The sequence below is a fragment of the Sphingobacteriaceae bacterium GW460-11-11-14-LB5 genome (assembly GCA_002151545.1).
In the GTDB taxonomy this organism is placed as follows: domain Bacteria; phylum Bacteroidota; class Bacteroidia; order Sphingobacteriales; family Sphingobacteriaceae; genus Pedobacter.
The window spans coordinates 4401923-4420533 of record CP021237.1 but is presented as its reverse complement, the minus strand read 5'-3'; the positions used below and the strand labels follow the sequence as shown (position 1 = coordinate 4420533).

Genomic DNA, 18611 nt, shown 5'->3' with positions numbered 1-18611 from the left:
AACAGATAAAATCAAAGACCATGAAAATACTATCGGCTTTAAAAATATATGTTGCAGTGCTAGGATTGCTGCTGTGTACAGCTAAATCCTTTGCACAAACTGATCCGCATTTTTCACAATATTATGCAAATCCGTTATACCTTAACCCGGCCTTAACCGGGGTGATAGACGGCGATTACCGTGCAACGGTAAACTTTAAACAACAATGGAGTGCACTTAACAGTTCTTTCTTAACAGGTGGTGCCTCCTTCGACATGGCACCAAAAAAGAACTTTGCATTTGGTGCAACCATTTTAAACCAAAGGGCAGGGGAGTTAGATTTTAACTACCTGTCGGCATTGGTATCCGGTTCGTACCGTTTGAGGTTTGGGGCCGAAGGTTTACAGATGATTAGTTTTGGATTACAGGCGGGGATTATTAACCGTAGCTTCGATTTCTCTCAAGCCAGGTTCGGCAACCAGTTTAATCCGATTTCGGGTTATGATGGTGGAATGATGAGTGGTGAAACACTTTCATCACAGTCTTCATTGGTTCCGGATGTTAATGCAGGGATCATGTTCTTTGATGGTAACCCGAATAAAAGTGTTAACGTTTTCTTAGGCGCAAGTGCAGCACATTTAACACGCCCAACCGATCGTTTCTCTGGTTCAAACTCACGTATCCCTGTTCGTTTTACTGCACATGGTGGCGCGCGGATCAAGGCTTCGGAGTTATTGGATATCGTACCCAACGCATTGTTTATGTATCAGGGTAATACAAACGAAGTTTCGTTAGGGGCTTATGCACAACTTAACGTTAATCCATCAGCAAACATTTTGTTTGGTGGCAACTACCGTAATAAAGATGCTGCAATTGCCTTTGTAGGCCTTCAGTTAAAAAACATGGTGTTCGGATTAAGTTATGATGTTAATACCTCTACTTTCAACCGGGCATCAAACAGTAACGGTGGTTTAGAGCTTTCCATATCACTTATTGGCCGTAACGGAATTATTGGTCCAAACTTCTTTTGTCCACGTTTATAATAGAAATCCAAATGAAAAAAATATTACTCTTTTTGTTAGTGGCATTTGGCAGTTTTGCAAACGCTCAGTATGTGGTAAATTATAAAAAGGTTGCAGATACTTATTTTGAAAATAAGGATTATTATGCTGCATCTACTTTTTATAAAAAAGCCTTAAAAATTACCGGCGATAGCAGCCAGGTTATTTTGCCATATGGTAAGGAAAGAAAATCGGCAACTGATGATAAAGTGATAGAAGATTATGAAGGATCGATCTTTAACCTGGCCGAATCTAGCAGGCTGTACAGAGAATTTAACGAGGCCGAAAAATATTATGGGGTAGCGATAACCTTTACCAATACACGTTTTAGAAAAGCCTTGTTTTATTATGCCGAAAGCTTAAGGGCAAACAAAAAATTTAACCTGGCTATTGATGCCTTTCAGCAGTTTATCCAAAAAAATCCTGGTGATGTTTTGGTAAAAGATGCCCAAAAAGAAATCGAATCCTGCAAATTTGCGATCGAAGAAATGCGTTTTCCACGTATGGTTCAAGTCAAAAAAATGCCAGCTAACGTAAATGGTTTAGGATCTAATTATGCGCCTGTTAAAATTAATAACGAATTTTATTTCACCTCATCGCGCCCTGTTGCCGTAGGAAGTAAAAAAGACATGGTTAAAACTGATGCCGGAGAAGTTCAGGTATCCACTAAAACCAATCCTTTTATTAACAACCTTTATTCAGCTAAAGGCGAATTAACTGCTGCTGATGTGGCTGTAAAAAAGATCGATATTAATTTTCCTAAAAATGTAGAGATTGCAGCGGCCAGCTTTACACCAGACGGAAATACCGTGTATTTTACCACCTGGAGAGAAAAGGAAAAATATGCAATTTATAGCGCTAAAAAAACGGGCGATAAGTGGTCAGATCCGCTACCGGTTGGTTTACAGGTAAACAGTAAAGATTTTAATTCATCACAACCTTTTGTAACCAGCGATGGTAAGTTCCTTCTTTTCTCATCAGATAGAAGTGGTGGTTATGGTAAATTCGATCTTTGGTATTGTGCCGTGCGCGAAGACGGTTCATTAGGTCAGGCGGTAAATTTTGGCCCAACCATTAATACCGAAGATGACGAACGTGCACCATACTATAACCCCCTAACCAAAAAGTTATTGTTTAGTACCGATGGACGGGTTGGTTTCGGTGGTCTTGATTTCTTTGAATCAGAAGGCGATCTGGTAAACTGGTCTAATCCTAAAAACCTGGGTTATCCATTCAACTCATCAAAAGATGATCTTTACTTTACCGCAACTGATGATAAAGGAACAAAAGGTTATATCAGTTCCGATCGCGAATCATCCTGCTGTTTAGAATTGTTTGAAGTGAAAAAAGAATTCCTTTCAATCGCAGGCCTTTTAACCGATTGTAAAACTAAATTGCCTTTAGCAGGTGCCGATGTCACTTTAACCAATGCCGAAGGACCACAGAAAATAACGACTGGTAGCGATGGTATTTACAGGTTTAAAGTAGATTCAAAAAGACCAATTAAATTGCTTTTTGCAAAAGATAATTATTTCGCAGTAACTAAAAACTATCCTTACGAAGAACTAGCAAAAGCAGATACCTTGATTTATAAAGATTACTGCTTAAGCCCTTTCAAATTGGGTATTCCGATGGCTTTGGATAATGTTTATTACGAATTTAACAGTGCCGAACTGACCGAGCCTTCTAAAAAAGTATTAGACTTCCTGATCCCGATTATGGAAGATAACCCTGAAATGGAAATTGAATTAGGTTCTCATACCGATAACATCGGAACAGATGAGTATAATTTAGATCTATCGAACAGAAGAGCAAAATCTTGTACTGATTATTTAGAAAGTAAAGGAATTGCTGCGGCCAGAATGACCTCAAAAGGTTATGGAGAATCGATGCCGATTGCGCCTAACGAAATCGTAGTGAAACGCAAGAAAAAAGATAATCCGGAAGGAAGAGCAAAAAACAGAAGAACTGAATTTAAAGTAACCAAAAAATAAAATATAATCACATCCCGGTGAGCCATCTTCCTAAAAAGAAGATGGCTTTTTTGTTTTAATTAAGCTGGTCCGGATTTGTATTCCCGCTGATTTGTAAACTGAAAACTGCCAACTGAAAACTGATAATCTAAATTAATCATTGCTGGTCCGGATTTGTATTCCCGCTGATTTGTAAACTGAAAACTGCCAACTGAAAACTGATAATCTAAATTAATCATTGCTGGTCCGGATTTGTATTCCCGCTGATTTTAGATGATAAACGCAGAACCGGAAACTGATTTGTGAACTGAAAACTGCCAACTGAAAACTGATAATCTAAATTAATCATTGCAGTTCCGGATTTGTAATCCCGCTGATTTTAGGTGATAAACGCAGAACCGGAAACTAATTTGTGAACGGAAAACTGCCCACTGAAAACTGATAATCTAAATTAATCTTTGTAATTTTCCCCTGACATTTAAATTCAATGAAGCTTAATATCCAACCAACTGTAATTTTTAGAACACCTAAATTTTCATATCAATCCGAACTGGTAGATTGTTGGGAGGAATTAAAACTGGCCATATCCGTATCTTCGGCAGCTTTTTACGAAACCATAAAAGAAGTAAAAGCAAACGAACTTAAAGATCTTCCACCTAAGGTTTATTTTACCATCTGGAAATATTTTAACCGTGCGAAATTCCGGTCAACCCCTTACGGCACTTTTGCAGGTTTTAGTTTATTAAACGATGCCATTAAGCCATCTGAAAGCAGAATAGTAATAGAAGAAACCCAAAAGCTCCGCGAACTGGTTGATTGGCCATATAAGAATAATATTCAATTGCCATTTGCAGAACTGCTGCAAAAAAACTGTCTCCTGTTTAGTAATACTAGTTATTATTTAACGCCCAACAGTATTCGTTATATCGCCTGTACAGATGGTGTTTTCGAACTGGCCGAGTTAGATCAGGATGACTTTGTAATACAAATATTAGCGGCCTGCTTAACACCGGTTAGGCTTAACGATCTGGTAAAACACATAAATTTAAATGAGGCTGAAACCGAAAACCTATTCGCTTTGCTGCAGGATATGCACGATTTACAGCTTGTTTTTACCAACTACGATCCTAATATTATAGGTGATGATTATTTTGAACGTTTAGGCCTCACTGCTACAGCCGAGTTGCCAAAATATCTTATCGCGCAGCGTAATGTTTTGTCGGGTGGCATTAATGAACGGTTGTTTCAGGCTATTCCAGGTCTGATCAATATGCTCCATGGTATAATGCCTGCTAAAGATCGTGATGCGCTGAGTCAGTTTCAGCTCAGGTTTAAAAAGAAATTCGAAGATCAGGAAGTACCGCTTTTATTGGCACTAGATCCCGAAATGGGGGTAGGTTATGATGAGCTGGAACAGGCCGGTGAAAACAGCGAGTTTATCACGCGTTTCAATAATAAGCCGCCGAAAAAAGCGGAAAGCGAAAATATTAAAACGGCATTAAGAACATACCTGACCGCGCAAAACTTCGAAAAAGATAAAACTGTTTATCTGAACAAACTGGCCTTAAAGCCCAATGATAAATTAGTATCGCTACCCAATTCATTCAGCATGGTAATGGCTGTTCACGACGATTTGATTTTTATCGAACAGATTGGGGGAGCAACATCGAATGCCTTAAGCGGAAGGTTTACAATGGCTGCCGATGAGGTAGCACAGTACGCCCAAAATATTGCAGCTGCAGAACAACAGGCAAACCCCGAGGTGTTATTTTTTGATGTGGCCTACATTGTAGAAGCCAATGTAGATAATGTAAACCGGCGCAAACTGATTTATGGACATCAATTATCAATCTTAAATTTCGATACCTCAGCATCGCCACTTGCCTTAAATGATATACAGATTTCAGTTCGGGGCACAGAGATTATTCTTCGATCTAAACATTTCAATAAACGGTTGGTGCCGAGAATGGCTTCAGCCTATAACTATACCCGTTCAGATCTTTCTGTATTTAGGTTACTGTGCGATTTGCAACATCAGGGTTTACAAACAAATCTTTCCTTTTCACTTGATACTGTTTTCCCTGATCTGGATTATTATCCAAGGTTACAATATCAAAATATAGTTTTAAGCAGTAATAAATGGAAAATTAAAAAAGAAGCCCTCTTAGGACCAGATCAAAAGTGGCTATCCATTACCGATTGTAGAGCATACCTGAGCAGTTTAGGTGTTAGTGAATATTTCAAAGCAGGTATATCCGATCAAACTCTATGCTTTGCTTTGCAAAACGACGATGATTTAAATGCTTTTCTGCAATATGTGCAAAAACATGGCGGTACTTACATTGAAGAAACATTGCTGCCTCAAAACAGTATCGTGGTTGATGAAGCAGCCAAACCCTATTTTGCTCAGTTTGTTTTAAGTATAGGGCATGGCGAACAGGTTTATCGTGGTTTAACTAAAACTGCTGCAAACGCAGGGGTAACGCGATTTTTCCTGCCAGGCAAAGAATGGCTGTATTTCGAAATTTATTGCCACCAGCAGCGCAGTGATCAGATTTTGACAGAAGTAATTGCACCCTTCCTCAGCCATCATACAGGTCAGATCAAATCATGGTTTTTTATCCGCTACAATGAAAATGGAAACCACATCAGGTTTAGGGTTCAGCTAAACGATCCTATGGATGGGCAGCTGTTAACCTCAAAATTTATGGATGATCTGGAATTGTTCATAAATTCAGGACTGGTATCCGATGTGCAGATTAAAACCTATAAGCGTGAGTTAGAGCGTTATGGTCATAATATGATTGAAGATGTTGAGCAGCATTTTGAGCTGGACAGCGAATTTGTATTATCACTTGTAGCAACCCAGGCTGATGATTTTAACAAATATAAAGGGTGTAGCCTTTTGGTCTCAAAGATTATCGAATCCAACATTCTGGATAAGCTGGCTATCCATAAAATAGTGAAGTTAATGTCTGATAACTTTAATGAGGAACACCGGTTAGATGCCGCTGATTTTAAGCAGTTAAACAACCACTATCAGGAGTTTCGTAAAACAGAATGGACAGCATTAACAGCAGAGCAGGAGCAGGGCTTTGGCATATTTTCAGATTCGTTTATCAGCATTCTTAAACAATGTGCGCCCGAAAATGCACTAAAGCTATTAACCGATTTAATGCATATGCACGTCAACAGACTTTTCAGCAAAGACCAGCGAACACATGAAATGGTCATGTACTATTTTCTGCTAAAAGATATTCAGCGTCAAAATGCAATGAAAGTTTAACGGTTTAACCTGGCCAGCGGGTTGACTACAGTTACCTCTATTTCGGTAATATAACGGTTAAGGGGATCTTTGTAATACCTGAAGATATAATCATTGCCATAAAAATTACTCAGTCGCTTGCCAATATTGTCAATTCCAACATGATGGCTTTCGGTCTGTTTGCCTTTATTATCATTAATCATGTTGATGGTGCTGATATTTAGACTATCTTTTTCGTAAGCAATTTTAATCAGGGCAGGTTGAGTAGAGTGCGAAACATTTCCGTGCTTAAAGATGTTTTCTACCAAAGTTAATAAGATCAGTGGTGGAAACCTTAATCCGAACATATCGCCCGTTACTTCAAGTTCCAGGTTAATGGTGTTTGCCGTTCGGAGTTTATGGAGATTGATCAGGTGTTCAATTTGCTCAATTTCTTCACTTAGTGGAACCATCTCTGATGCTTCAGGACGTTTTAGTGCATAACGCATCATTTCGGCCAGATTCATAATTGCATCTGCCGCCATGGGTGCCTTTTTGCGGGCGTCGTTATAAATAAAGTTTAAAGTATTAAAAAGAAAGTGTGGGTTGATCTGACTGCGGAGATAATTGTTTTGCGATTGAACCAGATCATTCTCTAAAGCCTGTTTCTCTATCTGGGTAACCAGGTTTTGTCGTTCTAAGGCTTCTACTTTCTTCTGATCTTGAAATGATTTGATTAGATAAACATAACCCGTTGCAAAGCCGATAAAGTATAAGGATCTATACATGCAGGAAAGTATGAAATCACGAGGGACAAAATTCGCCATGTTGAATTCTATGACCCCGATTTTTTGAAATAATAAAAGGAGTACATAACTTGCTGCGATGTAGGTTACTAACATAGCAGCAATCAGTAATAGAATGTTTACAATTCTGAGTGTGGTATTTTTTTTACTTAATACTTTCTTGAGCAAAAATGTATGAAGATAAAAAGTAGAAATATTAGTTAAATATATAAGAAGATAAATGCCTGGTGGTTTGAACTGTTTAGATGCATAACCTAAAATAAATACTTCATATATGATGTAAATACTCCAGATAAGTAGGTGGAGTTTGTATTTTTTATATAATGTTTTGAGGATTGAAAAAGTCATTTTTTCGCTTTAAATCTATTGAAATAGGGTTTTTATCTCCTAAAATTGGGGTTTTGTGTAAAAAAGTAGTTGAGGTTAATTTTGCGCCGCATCTTTACAGAAATTAATAACAACAATAAATAATCACATTAAAATATAAATATCATGAAAGCTCAAAACACAACTAAACTAGCTAAAAAAACTGTTTTCGTTTATAAAAACATCAAAGCTCAAAATAATTATTCAACTACACCTACAGGTGACCAAAGCCACACAGTAGTAATGACTAGCTGGATCGTAGACCTTTAGTAGTTTATTGATTTCGATTAGATTTTAACAAACTGCTCTGTACATAGGCGAAGAAAGCTTCTTTATAACCTTCGCCAATTTGGATCATCTCGTTATTTACCAAACGGATTATATTTCCATCTACTTTTTTAATTGCCGCTTTAGCAACAATGTTCGATTTATTAACACGGATAAATGCGTGGTTTTCTAAGGCCTTTTCAATTTCCTTCAGGGTAAGGTAGGTAGTGTGGGTTTCAGATTTAGTAATAATCTGTATATAATTCTGTAGCGCTTTGATGTAAAGTATTTCATCAATAGCGATGTTAGAAAAAGCATATTTATGGTCGCCTTTAATATAAAGTGCCGCTACCTGATCAGCTTCTTTCGTGCTCACTTTGGTATTATTTGCTTCCTTTTTTAAAATCCTGTCAATACCTAATGCAAATTTTGCAAAGGAAATAGGTTTTAATAAGTACTGATCTGATTGTACATCAAATGCTTGCAAGGCATAATCAGGATGCGCAGTAGTAAAAATCAAATATTTTGCTTTTTCTCTGATATTTTTAGCCAGCTCCAATCCATTGATCCCTGGCATATCAATATCCATAAACAATAAATCAATTTCGTCCTCGATACTTATCTCTGTAAGTGCCTGGACAGGGCTGGTAAAGGTTTTAAAAACTGTTAAACCAGGCATTTCCGCAATGTGGTCAGTTAATACTTCAATTGCATGTTGCTCGTCGTCTATAACAACGCATTTTAGATTCATGAGTATAAATATGTTTGTTTTATTTGATTTGAATGCAAGTTAAATAAAAATGAATTGAATTAACAATAGCACTAAAAAACTTATCCAGGGTTTCGTCTAAAAAAAACCTGGGTTTCGTGTAATATTCTGGGTAGTTGATGTAAAAAAATTATCCGAATCCCTTCTTTTTATAATCTTTATACTGTTTGCCAAAAACAAAAACAGTTAGCAGTGAAAACTACTAGTTGTGAAAAACATCTGCCTGCCCAATCTTGTGTAGCCTGTAGATAATAAAATTAAAAACAGGCCATACAATACTGGGTTAAAGATTATTAAAAACTAAAAAAGATAAAATTACCGAAAAGCAAAGAAATATTCCCCCTACATCTACCAAGCCTCCACATGAAACACAACGAATACGAGTATTTACTTAATAAAATCTACTACAAGGGGATTCTAAAAAATCAAGGAATCAACGCAGACATGTACCAGAGAATGCAAAATGAGTATAGCAATCTTGACGGACAGAAGCCTGTTAAAGGCAAGTTAGATGGCGAATACGCATTCAGAAAATCTTTTTTAGTTGTACGTAATTACGTTCAGCAAGCCATAAAAGATGGTATGAAAAGTTTTCAGTTTACCATGCGGGCAACTGATATCAATAAATTAACTTATATGGTTGATATGTTGAACAGAAACTTTTTTGATAAACAAAGTTTAGATCAAATTATTATCACTGCAAATTCGGTATTTAATCAATACAATTTAAAAAACTAACTACCTATAATAGATAACAACATGGAATTGAAAGACGAAATCGGGCAGTTTGCCGTAAGAATTAAGAAAATGCTTCCACAAGTTCAATCTGAGGATTTAACAAGGAACGCGTTAGTTATGCCTTTTATCCAAATCTTAGGATTTGATCCCTCAGAGGTTCAATCTGAAGCTGTTCTAGACTTCGGGGTTAAAAAAAGTAAAAAAGTGGATTACACCATTATGAAAGATGGCGAACCAACCATTCTGGTTGAATGTAAACACCACAACGATAATTTAGATATTCACGATTCACGCCTATCTAAATATTTCCGTAAAACAAAAGCTAAATATGGTTTATTAACCAATGGTTTAGTGTACCGCTTTTACACAGAAAAAATGGTGAGATCTAAGAAAAATCAAGAGCCATTATTCGAATTTAAAATAACCGATACTAAAGCCGCTACCATTGCTAAAATGATCGAAGATCATAAAGATTACTTCAATGTAGATCAAAAAGCGAACGTTGCAAGCTAAACAATATTAATTTTAATCTAAGAGTTCCCGAAAATTCTTGCCTAAAAGTCTTGATCTGATCAGGACTTTTTTTATGCCCATTCACCAAAGAAAAAGGGAGAAACCGATTCGGTTTCTCCCTTTAAACTTTAACAGGTTTTCCTGATTAAATTAATTCTACACTTCTGCTTACAAAAGCAGTTAATTCTGCACCAGTTAACATACCTTGTGCTAAAAGCGCTAAATCTACCGCTTGTTTAGCCAGGTTGCTTTGCTCTTCTCCCTCAGCCTTTAAAATTTTACTGACCAATTTATGGTTTCCGTTAATGGCAACTTTGTAATTGTCGGGCATTTGGCCGTAAAAGCCCATTCCGCCACCCATAGCAGCCATATCTTTCATCCGGCGCATAAATTCATCCATGGTAATGGTAACTGGTAATTCTTCAGGATGTAAAGCCACAATTTCTACATGCATACCTGGTTTGGTAATGGCTTTTTCAAAAATAGTGGTTACTTCTTTTACCTGATCTTCAGTTAAAACATGCTCATTTTGTTCGTCTTTCTCAATTAATTTATCCGCAACGCTGGAGTCAACACGTTTAATTGATGTTTTCTCTAATTTTTGCTCCAATTGATTGATAAAGTGATTGTCGATTGGTGAGTCTAATAATAAAACATCGTAATCTTTTTTGTTCGCCGATTGGATAAAAGCATCTTGTTTAGCCGCATCGTTGGTGTATAAATAAACCACAGTGCCATTTTTATCCGTTTGTAAGGCGCTTACCTTCTCTTTATACTCAGGAAGTGTGAAAAGCTCATTTTTAGTGTTTCCAACTAAAGCAAAATCTTTAGCTTTATCGTAAAACTTCTCTTCACTGATCATACCGTATTTTACAAAAAGACCGATGTCTTTCCATTTATCTTCATAAGCTTTACGGTCTTTGGCAAATAACTCACCTAATTTATCAGCAACCTTTTTAGTAATGTAGTTATTGATCTTTTTAACGTTGCTGTCGGCCTGTAAGAAACTGCGTGATACATTTAACGGAATATCAGGAGAATCGATTACACCGTGTAATAACATCAAAAACTCAGGAACAATATCTTTAACCTCATCGGTAATAAATACCTGACGTGAATATAATTTGATTTTGTTGCGCTGCATTTCGAAATCGTTTTTCAACTTAGGGAAATACAATACGCCGGTTAAATTAAAAGGGTAATCAACATTTAAGTGGATCCAGAATAATGGTTCTTCACTAAATGGATATAATTCGCGGTAAAAGTTTAAATAATCCTCGTCTGACAAATCTGCAGGAGCTTTTGTCCAGATCGGGTTGGTGGTGTTGATTATGTTATCAACTTCAACGTCGTTATACTTGGCTTTACCTTCCTCATCTACGCCATCTTCAACCGATTCTGTTTTAGTGCCAAACTTAATAGGCACAGGTAAAAATTTAGCGTATTTATCCAGGATTTCCTGCAGTTTACTTTCTGCTAAAAATTCTTCCGAATCTTTGTTTACATGCAGGATAATATCGGTACCGCGAGTGGTTTTAGTTCCTTCAGTAATTTCAAATTCTGTACTGCCATCGCAAACCCAACGTGCAGGTTCTGCGCCATCCTGGTATGATAAAGTTTGAATCTCAACTAAATCTGCAACCATAAAGGCCGAGTAGAAACCTAAACCGAATTTACCGATGATTTCATTGGCATCTTTAGCATCCTTAAATTTCTCTACAAACTCACTTGCGCCAGAAAATGCAACCTGGTTAATGTATTTTTTAATCTCTTCGGCAGTCATTCCCAAACCGTTATCGCTAATGGTAATGGTTTTTGCATCCTTATCAACTGCAACTTGCACCAATGGCTGACCAACTTCGCCATTAAACTGACCTAATGAACCTAGTCTTTTAATTTTCTGAACCGCATCTACTGCGTTAGAAACCAACTCACGAAGAAAAATTTCGTTATCAGAGTATAAAAACTTCTTAATTATCGGGAAAATATTCTCAGTGTGTATCGAGATATTTCCTTTTTCCTGTATGCTCATATGTAAATAAATTGTTTAATCTACATCCTGCATAACAAGGCTTGTTCCAAAAGAATTTATTTGCCAAAATGACAGCATCCATAAATCCATCATTGCTGGTTCCATGGTCTGTGTCTCAGAGACCACCAGTTGCTTTTATTATTACAGTTTAATCATGATTTGCAAAGCAAAGCCTCATTATTATAAATTGAAATTTACGCCTCTTCACCGTAAGCCAGTTCAATATCAATAAACTGAATAATCAGTGCGCAAATATTACCTTCAATATCAAAACCATAATAAACGGGGTAGGTGCCATCGCCAAAACCACTTTGAAAAAATGGAATATGGTAATCCGTCCCTGGGATTTTCCAGTTGATCCAATCGCCACCTTCACGCTGATGAATAGGGTTTTCGGCATAATTACCTGCAAAAAGTGCCGCGAAGTAATCATCGTACAGATTTTTACCAGGATTCTCTCTGTTAAACTTGTCTTGAAAGGCACAGAAATGTTTTAATGTTTCTTTATCCAGCACACAAGCTAAGCCTGCATCTACATTAAAACCAAAAAATTCTCCTTCATTAAAATTAACAAGGTCTTCTGTTCCGATTAATGCCTCTTCAAAGCGTATCGCATCATAAGCTGTAAACTGCACTTTAACGGCAGCATATCTGGCACAATCTTCATCATCGGGAACCACTACGGCTGCCGTTACCGGGAATTCGCCTTTTGGTACTTTAATTAAATATGGTTCAGCATCTTTCTGGATATAAACCAGTGGATCACGCACCAGAATTTCTCCTGTTGGAATAGAAACGCTTCCCAGTTCAAGGTGATCTATTTTTTTGCCAGCAACTGCTGTTTCTTCAAAATAATCATTCAAATTGTTAGGACAGGCTAATAAAGAGCGTTTCTCGTTCCAGGTTGTTAACCATTCATTGCTTGGTATCATGTCATTAAATTTATAGGAAAGTGTTTTTTTTATAAAAATAAAAAAGCCAAGAGAAACTTAAGATCCTCTTGGCTAAATATTTTAAGGCTGCACTAACTTAATTTAACAGAAAACTTGGTTTATCTTCTTCCAGTGAAAGAATTTTAGAGATCTTTTTAAGCAGTACATCCATTTGGAATGGTTTTGATAAGAAATCGTCCTGACCGTAGTTTAAGGTTGTAAAATCTTTTGGATCGTATAAACCTGAAATCAGTAAAATTGGAATTTTAGAGGTGCTTTCAATGGATTTTAGCTGCTCGCACAACACACGCCCATCGATATGCCCTAGAGAAATATCCAGTAAGATTAAATCGGGACTAAATTTTTCAATTCTGTTAAAAATTTCTTCGCCATCATTTAGTGCCGAAACTTTAAATCCCCCGATTTCCAGTATTAATTGTATGGTTTCTAAAACCTCAATATCATCGTCTACTACCAGTATTCTCTTCATATGTGTTAGCATTTATATGCCGTTAAAAATATAACAAAAGTTTATGTTGTTATGTTTACAATCTTAAGAATATTTTAACAATAAATTTATAATAGCTAAAAATAAGACTTCGATTTTAACTTGCCTGTTGTACTATTCCTTCTTTATTTAAAATAAAATTAAACAGCTCTTCAATGGGTTTCTGTAGTATTTTCCCAGGTTCAATGCCATTTTCTAATAACACCGAAATTAATGTTTCCTGATAATAATAGGCGATTGAACCTACAAAATGGCAGGGAACATTTTTATGTTTAGGATAATCTTTAACGTTCGTATCTACAAACTCCTGAAAGCCGGTTCTTAAAATATCCTGAATAAAGGGATGGTCTTTATGGCTGGCCATAAAGCGGCTAAAACCTGCTAAATAGATGTTAGGGAAAGGTTTTTGATATACATTGGTAATAATCTGTTCCTTTTCTGAAGGGAAAGATTTTTTAAATTCTGCCGCTAAGTTGGAGGGCATTTTATTGTATAAATAGCTTAAAAGTACTTTTTTCCCAAAGAAAGTACCAGAACCTTCATCGCCAAGCACATAACCTAAGCCGTGGTGGCCATCGTGGATTTTCTTTCCATCGAAATAACAGATATTCGATCCGGTACCTAAAATACAGTTTAAACCTTCAGCATTTCCGCAGGTCGCATATACCGAACCCAAAAGATCGTGGTCTACTGAAATAAAGGCATTACCAAAAACGGCCGACAAGCCATTTGAGACTACTTCATGTTTGTCGGGTGAAGAACAACCGGCTCCAAAGAAGTAGATTTCTTTTACCTCATCAGCATATTGTAATAAGGATTCATTTTTAGAAATCAGCTTGGTAATTTCTTGCTCACTTAAGAAATAAGGGTTTATTCCAGGAGTGCTAAACTTAATGGTCTCGCCATTATGATAGCCCATCCAATCGGTTTTTGATGAGCCACTATCTGCAACAAGTATCATGGGACTAAATATAAAATATCATGGGTTTAAATATAAAGATTAATTAGATAAATTTATATTTCCACTGATTTCTTTCAGTGTAGTTTCGGCTATTTTAGCTTGATATTGCATTTCAATGAAACGGTTTTTGGCATCAATAGCATTACGCTGTGCTTCTCTTAATTCTAAAGGCGCAATACTGCCTAAACGGTATTTTGCCAGGGTAATATCTAAGTTTTCTTTTGCAATATCTACATTTCGTTGTTCTAACTTAATCAAATCGAGATAAGTGCTATAATTTTCATATGCGGTAAGCAACTGCGAATTTACATCGAGTTTGGTTTTGTTTAAGGTTAAGGCCGAATTATCGATCTCAATCTTCGCATTACGTTCTTGCTGGCGCTGTAAAAAACCATTAAATAAATTTATACTCGCAGTAACGCCATAGGTAAATCCATTTGCAGCAAATTTTTGGTTAAAGCCAGTAGGGCTGGTACTGTTTGCCCGGCTATAACCAGAGTTTAGGCTAACGGATGGATAACGTGCGCCACGGATAGATTTTAGATTTAACGAGGCAATACGCTGATTAATAAAAGCATTCTGCACATTCGGATTCTGTTGTTCGGCCATCTCGGCCATTTTGCTAAATAAAATGCCTTTATCTACATCAATATTATTTGCAACAGAAAAGGAGGTGCCAATATCTCTAACCATTAATTGATTTAAACGGACTTTAGCTACCTGTAGGGCATTTTTGGTTTGCAGGTAATTTGAGGTATCGGTATTATAATCAACCTGTGCGGTTAATACATCCAGTTTTGAACCACGGCCAAGCTGTAATTTTGTTTTGGCAATACTGGTACGTAATACCGAAACATCCATCGCACTATCTGCTGCTATCACCAATTGTTGCTGCCTTACAATATCATAATAGGCCGTAATTACATCTGCAACAGTAGTTAAAATGGTTAAGCGGGCGTTTAACTCGCCCTGCTTTTGCAATTCTTTTAAGCGATCGTAATTGGCGAACATGCTAAAACCATCAAAAATAGTCCAGTTTAAATCGGCACCATAACTGTTATTGGTACTTTTTGCGCCTGTAATTACCCGGTCAGGGCCAGTGGCAGGCGTTTGCCTGGTGTTCTGGATACTTCCGCCATTGGTATAACTTCCGGTTAAGTTAGGTAACATACCCGCATTGCCGATATTGGCATTGTTCTTTGCTATATCGATCTGGTTTTTACTGATTTTGATGTCGTAATTGTTCTGTAAAGCAATGGTAATGGCTTCCTGCAAGCTCAGCTGTTCTTGTGCAAAACCCGAAAGGGATAAGCTTAACAGTAGGATAAATATTTTTAATTTCTTGCTCATCTTATTCTTCTGTATGTAAAGCTTCTTGTTCAAAACGATGGGCTTCTTTTAATTCTTTATTCGGTTTGTATGGTTTAGCCCAGTAAGAGTAAATGGCTGGTATTACAAATAAGGTTAAAACCAATGAGAATAACGTACCACCAACAATTACGGTTCCCATACTCATTCTGCTTTTTGCCGCGGCACCTAAAGCCAGTGCAATGGGTAGTGCGCCAATGGCAATGGCCAAACTGGTCATTAAAATCGGGCGCAAGCGCGAAACAGCCGCTTCGCGTATGGCTTCGGGGATTGGAATGCCTTTTTCTTTTAGCTGGTTGGCAAATTCAACAATTAAAATACCATTTTTAGTTACCAGACCAATAAGCATGATGGTACCAATCTGGCTGAAGATATTCCAGCTTTGACCGCATAACCAAAGCGATAAAAACGCACCTGCAACGGCCATCGGTACAGTTAAAATGATAATGATCGGGTCTTTAAAACTCTCAAACTGCGCCGAAAGAATTAAATAAACCAACAGAAGGGCCAGGCCGAACGCAAAGAAGGTATTTGAAGAACTTTCTTTAAAATCACGCGATTCTCCACTTAAATCAGTAGAGAAAGTTTCATCCAACACTTTTTTAGAAATGGCATCCATGGCATCTATACCTTCACCAATGCTTTTACCAGGTGCTAAACCTGCCGAAACAGTTGCCGCGATAAAACGGTTGTTCCTGTAGAGCTGTGGCGGACTACTTTCTTCTTTCGCCGTAACTACGTTATCGAGCTGAACCAATTCGCCCTTATCATTACGCACATAAACCGAACTCAAATCTAGTGGGTCTTTCCGGTCGCCGCGATCGAACTGACCAATTACCTGGTATTGTTTTCCATTCATGAAGAAATACGAAAACCTTTGACCGCTTAAACCTAAATTTAAGGTTTGGGCAATAGCAGATATAGAAACACCTAAGTTTTTTGCCTTATCTCTGTCGATGGTTAAGTTGATTTCAGGTTTATTAAATTTCAGGTTGACATCCGAAACGGTGAATGTTGGATCTTTCGATACCGCATCCATAAACAAAGGGATTTTCTCTCTTAGTTTTTCGAAATTTTGTGCCTGGATGATATAACTGATGGGCAAACCACCTCGACGGCCAACGGAAATAGTGGGCTGTTGATTCACAATGGTTTTACCTTCTGTATATTTCTTTGTGACGCGGGTAAGCATATCCGCAATGTCTTTTTGCGAACGTTTACGATCTTCAGGATCTACCAGGCCCATTCTTACAAAACCCGAGTTTACCGAGCCTGATCCACCAAAACCTGGTGAGGTAATGGTAATGTTTACATTTTTTTCGGGCACAGAATCAAGAACCAGTTGGTTCAGTTTCATAATAAACTGATCGGTATAGGTAAATGATGCACCTTCAGGCGTAGTTGCATTAATGTTTATCGCACTTCGATCATCATAAGGAGCGGTTTCTTTTGGTAAAATCTTCCAGAATAAGAAAATTAAACCCATACACACCAAAATAATCGGAACGGAAAGCCACCTTTTATCCAAAAACTTATTCAGGTTCGATTCGTAGGCATCATTTAACTTCACAAAATAGGGCTCTGTCCAGTTGTAAAATCTGGATGGTTTATGTCCACCTTTTTTCATCAGGTAGGCATTTAACATCGGCGTTAAGGTTAGTGATACAAAGGCGGAAACCAGTACCGCTGCACCGATTACCACACCGAATTCCCTAAATAAGCGGCCAACAAATCCCTGTAAGAAAATTACCGGTAAGAATACGGCTGCAAGAGTAATGGAAATCGAAATTACAGCAAAAAAGATTTCATTTGACCCTTTAATGGCTGCCTCGAATGGCGACATACCTTCTTCAACCTTTTTAAAGATATTTTCGGTAACCACAATACCATCATCTACCACCAATCCCGTAGCCAGTACAATAGCCAGTAAGCTCAACACGTTAATGGAGAAGCCAAAGGCATACATAATAAAGAAAGTGAAAACCAGCGATACCGGGATATCGATTAATGGTCTGAAAGCGATTGCCCAATCCCTAAAGAAAAGGTAAATAATCAAAATTACCAGTACCAGCGATAAACCAATGGTTTCTGCCACTTCGGTTACCGAACGTTTGATGAAAAGTGTATTATCTAATGCAACCTTCAGTTTAATGTCTTTTGGGATATCGGCTTTTAACTTATCGAAACGATTGTAAAACTCTTTACTGATATCGAGATAATTGGCGCCCGGCTGAGGGATAATGGCAATGGCCACCATCGGCCGGCCCGATTCGCGTAGAACGGTTTCTTCATTTTCTGGCCCTAAAACGGCATAACCTACATCTTTTAATTTAACTACCTGATTGCTGTCGGCTTTTAAGATTAAGTTGTTAAACTGACTTTCGTTGGTTAGTTTTCCTAAGGTTTTAACGGTGAGTTCAGTAGTCGCTCCGGTAATTTTTCCTGATGGAAGCTCTACGTTTTCATTGTCTAAGGCAGTAACAATATCCTGCGAAGTTAAACCGTAAGCGCTCAGTTTATTCGGATCCATCCAGATGCGCATGGCATATTTTCTTTGCCCCTGGATTTGGACGCTACTTACGCCCGGAATGGTTTGGATACGGTCGGCAATTACATTTTCGGCGAAATCGCTTAATTCCAGTGTATTGCGTTTGTCACTCTGGATGGTCATCGATAAAATCGGATCAGAGTTGGCATCAGCCTTACTAACAACGGGTAAACCGTCGATATCTTTAGGTAAAGTTCTGGCGGCCTGCGATACTTTATCACGCACATCGTTTGCGGCCTCTTCGATATTTTTATCGAGGTTAAACTCGATGGTGATGTTACTTGTTCCCTGATTACTTGATGAAGAAATATTCCTGATCCCATCAATAGAGTTGATCGATTTTTCTAAAGGTTCGGTAATCTGCGATTCAATAATATCGGAGTTGGCCCCCGGATAAGAGGTTCTTACTGAAACGACGGTTGGATCAATAGATGGATACTCGCGAACACCCAAAAAGGTATAACCGATTATCCCGAATAAGACAATCAGTAAGTTCATCACAATAGCCAGAACCGGCCGTTTTATACTCGTGGTGGAGATACTCAT

General features: G+C 37.6%; 13 protein-coding genes. 5 read left to right on the top strand and 8 right to left on the bottom strand.

The features are described 5' to 3' along the window. Positions 1-20: 20 nt before the first annotated feature. From CA265_17710 to CA265_17700, 3 genes are all read left to right on the top strand, one after another. Positions 21-1022 carry a hypothetical protein gene (locus tag CA265_17710; GenBank protein ARS41387.1) on the top strand — a complete coding sequence of 334 codons (1002 nt, stop codon included), beginning with the start codon at positions 21-23 and terminating at the stop codon, positions 1020-1022. Positions 1023-1033: 11 nt separating this feature from the next. Continuing rightward, the gene (locus CA265_17705) at positions 1034-3034 is read left to right on the top strand and encodes a hypothetical protein (protein ARS41386.1); all 2001 of its coding nucleotides are present in this window, start codon (positions 1034-1036) and stop codon (positions 3032-3034) included. 466 nt (positions 3035-3500) lie between these two features. Beyond that, the gene (locus tag CA265_17700; protein ID ARS41385.1) at positions 3501-6299 is read left to right on the top strand and encodes a hypothetical protein; all 2799 of its coding nucleotides are present in this window, start codon (positions 3501-3503) and stop codon (positions 6297-6299) included. Here the strand turns inward: CA265_17700 and CA265_17695 are convergent. After that, positions 6296-7411 (bottom strand): hypothetical protein, encoded by a 1116-nt coding sequence (locus CA265_17695; GenBank protein ID ARS41384.1) that lies wholly within the window; start codon positions 7409-7411, stop codon positions 6296-6298. The genes CA265_17700 and CA265_17695 overlap by 4 nt on opposite strands. Positions 7412-7703: 292 nt before the next feature. Next, a complete protein-coding gene (locus tag CA265_17690) occupies positions 7704-8447 on the bottom strand; it encodes a DNA-binding response regulator (GenBank protein ID ARS41383.1) in 744 nt (247 codons plus the stop codon). Positions 8448-8828: 381 nt separating this feature from the next. Between CA265_17690 and CA265_17685 the strand changes: the two genes are divergently transcribed. Together CA265_17685 and CA265_17680 are read left to right on the top strand one after the other, a co-directional pair. Next, positions 8829-9203 (top strand): hypothetical protein, encoded by a 375-nt coding sequence (locus CA265_17685; protein ARS41382.1) that lies wholly within the window; start codon positions 8829-8831, stop codon positions 9201-9203. A 21-nt stretch (positions 9204-9224) separates the two neighbouring features. Beyond that, the gene (locus CA265_17680) at positions 9225-9716 is read left to right on the top strand and encodes a hypothetical protein (GenBank protein ID ARS41381.1); all 492 of its coding nucleotides are present in this window, start codon (positions 9225-9227) and stop codon (positions 9714-9716) included. Between the two features lie 145 nt (positions 9717-9861). Here CA265_17680 and CA265_17675 read toward each other — a convergent pair whose 3' ends face one another. From CA265_17675 to CA265_17650, 6 genes are all read right to left on the bottom strand, one after another. Further along, positions 9862-11742: a molecular chaperone HtpG gene (locus CA265_17675; protein ARS43044.1), complete on the bottom strand. Its 1881-nt coding sequence runs from the start codon at positions 11740-11742 to the stop codon at positions 9862-9864. Between the two features lie 200 nt (positions 11743-11942). Then, positions 11943-12680, bottom strand: coding sequence for a hypothetical protein (locus CA265_17670; GenBank protein ID ARS41380.1), 738 nt, complete (start codon positions 12678-12680; stop codon positions 11943-11945). Between the two features lie 97 nt (positions 12681-12777). Then, on the bottom strand, positions 12778-13182 hold the full coding sequence (locus tag CA265_17665) for a hypothetical protein (GenBank protein ARS41379.1): 405 nt from the start codon (positions 13180-13182) through the stop codon (positions 12778-12780). A 103-nt stretch (positions 13183-13285) separates the two neighbouring features. Further along, a complete protein-coding gene (locus CA265_17660; GenBank protein ARS43043.1) occupies positions 13286-14107 on the bottom strand; it encodes an N-acetylglucosamine kinase in 822 nt (273 codons plus the stop codon). A gap of 81 nt (positions 14108-14188) precedes the next feature. Continuing rightward, positions 14189-15499: a transporter gene (locus CA265_17655; GenBank protein ARS41378.1), complete on the bottom strand. Its 1311-nt coding sequence runs from the start codon at positions 15497-15499 to the stop codon at positions 14189-14191. 1 nt (position 15500) lies between these two features. Beyond that, positions 15501-18611, bottom strand: coding sequence for an acriflavin resistance protein (locus CA265_17650; protein ARS41377.1), 3111 nt, complete (start codon positions 18609-18611; stop codon positions 15501-15503).